The sequence below is a fragment of the Chloroflexota bacterium genome, from assembly GCA_018648225.1.
Classification (GTDB): domain Bacteria; phylum Chloroflexota; class Anaerolineae; order Anaerolineales; family UBA11858; genus NIOZ-UU35.
The window spans coordinates 1-5951 of record JABGRQ010000135.1; the positions used below are offsets into that span (position 1 = coordinate 1).

Below are 5951 nucleotides of genomic sequence, written 5' to 3' on the forward strand. Positions count from 1 at the left end.
TCGCGCTCCAATTCGCTACGGAATTGTGAAGTATACAGGCGATAATAATGCCCGCATTTTTGTAGTAATTCGGTGTGGGTGCCCATTTCGGCAATTTTACCAGCCTCAATGACCAGAATGCGGTCGGCGCGCTTGATGGTGGATAGGCGGTGGGCGATCACGAAACTGGTGCGGCCTCGCATGAGGTTTTCCATGCCCTTTTGAATAAGCGCCTCGGTGAGGGTATCTACCGAACTGGTGGCTTCATCCATGATGAAGATTTCCGGCTTGCGCAGGACGGCGCGTGCCAGGCTGATGAGTTGCTTCTGACCCACCGAGAGCAGATTGCCCCCCTCGCCGACTTCTTCCAGATAGCCCTTATCGAATTTTTCGATGAATTCATGTGCCCCTGCCAGTTTGGCGGCGGCAAGTATGTCTTCGTCGCTGGCGTCCAGTTTGCCATAGCGGATATTTTCCATTACCGAGCCGGAGAACAGGTGCGGCGTTTGCAAGACTACCCCTAAACGGGATTGGATAGATTGCAGGGTGAAATCTTTATAATCGTGTTCGCCGAACAGAATGCGCCCGCGCGAGGGTTCAAAGAAGCGTCCCAGCAGATTGATAATGGTAGTCTTGCCGCCGCCGGTTGGTCCTACCAGAGCGATGGTTTCGCCTTGCCGGATGTGCAGATTGAAATCCTTCAGCACGGGATCATTTTCATTATCATCGTAGTAGAAATCCACATTTTCAAAGCGGATGTCGCCGCGAATGCTGGGGGGTGAAATCGCCTCGGGCTTGTCGACCACCTCCGGGGTAGCATCGAGCAGCGAGAAGATGCGTTCCGCTGAAGCCACCGATTGCTGCATCTCGGCGTAGACGCGCGCCATTTCCTGAATCGGCCAAATCATAAAAACAATATACGAGATAAAAGCCTGAATCCCCCCGATGGTCATGCCGCCAACCGAAGCCTGAAGCCCGCCATACCAGACAATGCTGCCCAGGGCTATGGCGCTGATAATTTGCACAGTGGGCAGGAAAAGCGCCGAGAGCCAGGCGGCGCGATACCCGGCGCGGTACATCTCGCCGGTGAGGTCGCCGAATTCATCCATATTTCGGGCTTCGCGCCCAAAGGCTTTTACCACGCGCACGCCGGTGATATTTTCGTTGTAGGTTCCAGTGATTTTGGAGTTGATTTTGCGTACCTTGCGAAACTCAACGATGATTTTCTTCTGGAAGCGCCCGGCGATGATGACCAGCGCGGGAATGAGCGTGAAGACAATTAAACCCAGCCGCCAATTGATGCGCATCATAAAATAAGTGGCTGTGATGATATTCATCAAACCCCAGGTGGTGTCGAGCAGCCCCCAGGTGACCAACTCGGCAACACGCTCCACGTCGGAGGTGACGCGCGACATAATCCAGCCTACGGGGGTGTGGTTGTAATAGCTCAACGAGAGTTCTTGCAGATGCGCAAATAACTTTTTGCGCAGGTCGTAGCGCACGCGTTCGCCCAGCACACCGGTGAGATAGATGAAGCCAAAAACGCCCAGCGCTTGCAAGACAATCAGGGAGCCGTAGCGCGTGGCAATGCTGCTCAGCGCCGGGATATTTTTTGCAATAATGCCTTCGTCGATCATGCGCTTGCTTAGAAACGTGAAATACGAATCCAGCCATGAGACGAGCATGATCATAAGCACAAAACCGACTACCCACAGCCAATGCTCTTTGATCTGGCTCAGGATGCGCAATACGGTTTGACCGTTAAATGTTGTGGAGAATTCTTCTTCTTCGAAGTGTGTGGTTGTAGTCATGACTGTATTTGGTTCCGTTGAAAATTTTTAACGCAAGGGCGCAAAGCAGCGCAGGTTTTTTTATATTTATCCTTTGCCTTTTCGCATCTTGGCGACTTTGCGTTAAATTATTTCACGCGTTAGCAATTTCCTGTTCAAGTTCGGTTTCGATTTGCGTTTGAATGGCGAATATCTTTTGATATGTGCCCTCCTGTTGCAGCAATTCTTTGTGGGTGCCCATTTGGATGATGCGCCCCTTATCGAGGACGACGATCTTGTCGGCGATCATCACGCTTTGGATGCGATGGGCGATGATGAAGGTGGTGCGGTTCTTCATCAGGCGTTCGAGAGCGGCGCGGATTTCGGCCTCGGTTTCAATATCTACGGAGGACGTGGCATCATCCAGGATCAAGATACGCGGGTCTTTAATGATCGTGCGTGCGATCGCCGTGCGCTGTTTCTGCCCGCCAGAGAGCGTGACGCCTTTTTCGCCCACCAGCGTTTCGTAGCCTTTGGGGAAATGGCGAATTGAATCGTGAACCGCGGCAGCTTTGGCCGCGGCAATAATTTCTTCATCGGGGACCGCGCGGTCAATGCCGTAGCTAATATTATCGCCAATTGACATCGAAAACAGGAACGGCTCCTGCTCGACAATGCCAATCTGGCTGCGCAGGAATTGACGCGGATAACGGCTGAGTTCTACCCCATCGAGCAGGATGCTGCCGCCGCTGTAATCATAAAAACGCGGCAGCAAATTGGCGATGGTAGTTTTTCCGGAGCCAGTGGAGCCGAGAAGAGCGACGATCTGACCTGGCTCGCAGGTGAAACTGATATGCTCCAGCACCGGCTTGCCATCTTCGTAGGCAAATGAAACATCCTTGAAAGTGATTTCGCCGCGCACACGCCCCTCGGGGATGTAGTCGCCGGTGTCCAGGGGTTCGCGTTCCTGGCGGATGACCTCGGTCACGCGCTGAAATGAAACCATCCCGGTAGACATTTGTACGATCAGGCGGCCCATATTGCGAATCGGCCAGATAATCCAGATAACCATGCCCGCGTAAGCCAAATAGGTTCCGGGCGTAATTTCGCCGCGAATGGCCATCAGCGCCCCAATTACGAACCCCGCCAGCATTTGCCCGCCGGTGAGAATATCGGAAACCGGCCAATAGAGCGCGTGCATCATTAGCAGACGGCGGCCGCGCTGGTATTTTTCCCAGTTTTCGCTATCGAATTTCTCGCGTTCAAAATTCTGGCGGGCAAAGGCCTTGACCACGCGTACGCCAGTGAGATTTTCTTGCAGCACATTTGAGAGGGCGGCATCTTGCTCCTGATATTTTTCGTAAACTTTTGAAACACGTTTGAAGAAAAATACCGAGAGAATGATCGTAAAAGGCACGATTACAATCGAGTACAGCGCCAGTTCCCAATTGAGCAGCAACAGGGCAATCAGATTAACAAAGAAGAGCAAAAAAATGCGCCCCGCGCCGATGAACTGCTCGGAAAAAAATCGCCGCACAGCATCAATATCGGAAGTGGCGCGTTGGATGAGTTCGCCAGTTTTGGTCTGGTCGTGGTAGGTGAAGCTCAGGCGCTGGATGTGGTCGAAGATGAAGTTGCGCAACCGGCGCGCAATATTCTCGGATGTATATGCTGCCAGCATTCCACTGAGGAAGGTAAACGCTCCGGTCACGGCTGCCAGCCCTACAAATCCAAGTGCGAGCAGCGGCAGCCCATCGGTATTGGCATTCTCCGAGATGATATTATCCGCGAATTGCCCTAGCAGGTAATAAGTCCCTGTTCGGGCTGCCGCGGCCACGCCCAGGCTAAGTGTGGCGATCAAATAAATCAAGCGATAGTCGTGCATTAATCGGAACAAGCCGATCAGCGGTTTATCGGTGAGAATTGTGCGTAAATCTTGGGTGGTTGTTTTTGATTTCATTTATGGTGATTAATGATCTGGAAAGCTGCCCACTGGCATAATGGCGGCTTCGTTTGTGGCGATGATCTTTGATGTTAGGCTGCCATGTGAAAGCTCTTTGAGGGCTTGCTGGAAATCAGCGAATTTCGCTGTGGCAAATTCGGCTGTGACAGTCACTTCTGCGGCGAAAATTTCATTGCGGATGATGCCGTGATGCGCCTCGCTGAGCAGGCGCACGCGCTCAAACAGGGCATAAGGCATGGTGATCTGGCAGGTACAAGTGGCGATTTTCTCTGCCCGCGGCAGCACTTCAAGTACACTGCGTATCGCCTCGCTATAGGCACGTACCAGGCCGCCAGTGCCAAGTTTGCTGCCGCCGAAGTAGCGGGTGATGACAGCCGCCGCATCCCCCAGGTCGCTGCCTTGCAACACTGCCAGCGCAGGCCGCCCTGCTGTTCCAGAAGGTTCGCCGTCATCATTGCTATGCGCGGTTACCGATGCGCCATGCCCGATAATAAAAACGGGAACATTGTGTGAAGCATCGCTAAATTCATCTTTGACACGCTGAATAAATGCTTTTGCTTCGTTCACGCTGAAGGCAGGGGCGATGGTGGCGATGAAGCGTGAGTTCGAAACCTGGATTTCTCGGCGCGTTTTTTTGGCAGGGATGAGATAGCGGGGCATGAGTTTGTCCTTGTGGGCAAGTCCCTATTCTACCAGTTTAACTGTCGGGCTTGTAACTCTTGCTGTTGAATTCCAATCCATCCTGTTGTATGATTGGTTCAGGATTTGCAAGGAGCTACCGCTATGCTGCCATCGGGTATGAACGTCATTCGTTATAAGTACATCCACATCTGGGCCTCGCAGGATGAATTGAAGGCCAAATGCACCGATCCAGAGACCCTGGAGATGGTGATCCGTGCTATCAATCGTTCGGTTCAATATCAAAAACTTAAGAAGGTGGATATAACACGCCATACTGACATCTCTGATATCGTGCATGTGATTCGGATTACAGCCATGGACGATGAGGACGAGTACCGCCGCCTGGCCTGGTGGATGTTTCGCGCCCTCTGCGATCAGGGCTGGGAACCGATGGAAACCAGTGAGCGAGCTTACAAATTGAAATTCAGAGATACCATGCCTGCAAGCCAGTCTTGAGCATTGCGCGCAAGTGGAGTTGAATTATGACTTCAAGCTACTCATCAAAATCGTATAAACCCATCCGCCGCATTGATGTGTGGCGCAAATGGATTCTAGCCGGGGTGGCGCTATTGGTAAGTGTTGCCGCCATTGATCTATTGCTGGCCTACTTTGGCGTTGCCATGCAGCTCACCGGACGCGGCGAAGCCGTCTTTTTGGTATGTTTGGCTGGGTTGGTCGTGGTTTTTTTCCTTCGGATGTTGGCGCGGGAGGCTTTCCAGCGTTATTCGTGGTTAGCCTATCCGGCGTTGATGATTTTGTTATATTTAATTTCCGTTGCGCTGATTTATCTGGCTACCAATTTGCTGCGCGATTTTGGCCCGGCCTTGGTGAGTTATCTTTCGCCAATGATCTGGTTGCAAGGAAGCGTAGCGACGAAAGTAGATTTATTACTGCAATCCGGGGCCAGTTGGGGCGCCACGCTGGATAATTTTTTCCCGCACAGTCTCCTGGTGGGTAGTATGCTCTGGTTGGGGGCTTTCTCGTTTCTGCTGGTATGGCACGGAGCCGCGCACCTGGCCCGGAAATATGGGCACACCATATACTATTTGATCGTCACGCTGCTATTGTCGTTATTCCTGGCGGAGTTGTCGGCGTTCTACTTCCGCATCGATTCAGGCTATCCCACGTTTGTGATTATCTCTTTTCTATTAATTTTTCTGTTGGCAGCTTTGCTCTACAAGCGCGCCAGCGAGCTTAGGGAGCGTTATCCCTGGTCGGTAATCCCCGCGGGTTTTATTACATTTTTCATGCTTCTTCAGGGGATTATCTCTGCTCAGGTGAATACACTTAATGATCCGCTGGGAAATGCCCTGGCCCCTGTAGCGATGGCCTTACGGCGCTATTGGGCGGCGATTAACGACGCCCTGGCGTTGTCTCCGCAATTAACCTTGGGCGGCGAATTCAAGGCCTTTCTGCCCTATGCCCTGCTCTGGGGTCTCCTGGCCTGGGCGCTGGCCTTCTGTGCTGTTCTGACCGTCCAGGGCATGCGTAAAGACCTGCTTACAGGTCTGCTGCGCCGCTGGCGCTGGGTGGCAGGCTTTTTCGCGCTGCTCATGGCG

At 52.6% G+C, this 5951-nt stretch carries 5 protein-coding genes; 2 read left to right on the top strand and 3 right to left on the bottom strand.

The genetic code is table 11. The features are described from left to right. From HN413_13470 to HN413_13480, 3 genes are all read right to left on the bottom strand, one after another. The coding region (locus tag HN413_13470; protein ID MBT3391406.1) for an ABC transporter ATP-binding protein at nt 1-1790 on the bottom strand (1790 nt) is incomplete at its 3' end. Nucleotides 1791-1902: 112 nt separating this feature from the next. Then, on the bottom strand, nt 1903-3708 hold the full coding sequence (locus HN413_13475) for an ABC transporter ATP-binding protein (protein ID MBT3391407.1): 1806 nt from the start codon (nt 3706-3708) through the stop codon (nt 1903-1905). Nucleotides 3709-3717: 9 nt separating this feature from the next. Then, nucleotides 3718-4371 (bottom strand): YigZ family protein, encoded by a 654-nt coding sequence (locus tag HN413_13480; protein ID MBT3391408.1) that lies wholly within the window; start codon nt 4369-4371, stop codon nt 3718-3720. Between the two features lie 123 nt (nt 4372-4494). On the opposite strand from HN413_13480, the gene HN413_13485 reads away from it, so the two are divergent. Next, nucleotides 4495-4848 carry a hypothetical protein gene (locus HN413_13485; GenBank protein ID MBT3391409.1) on the top strand — a complete coding sequence of 118 codons (354 nt, stop codon included), beginning with the start codon at nt 4495-4497 and terminating at the stop codon, nt 4846-4848. Between the two features lie 26 nt (nt 4849-4874). Continuing rightward, a partial coding sequence (locus HN413_13490; GenBank protein ID MBT3391410.1) for a hypothetical protein occupies nt 4875-5951 on the top strand: 1077 nt, incomplete at its 3' end.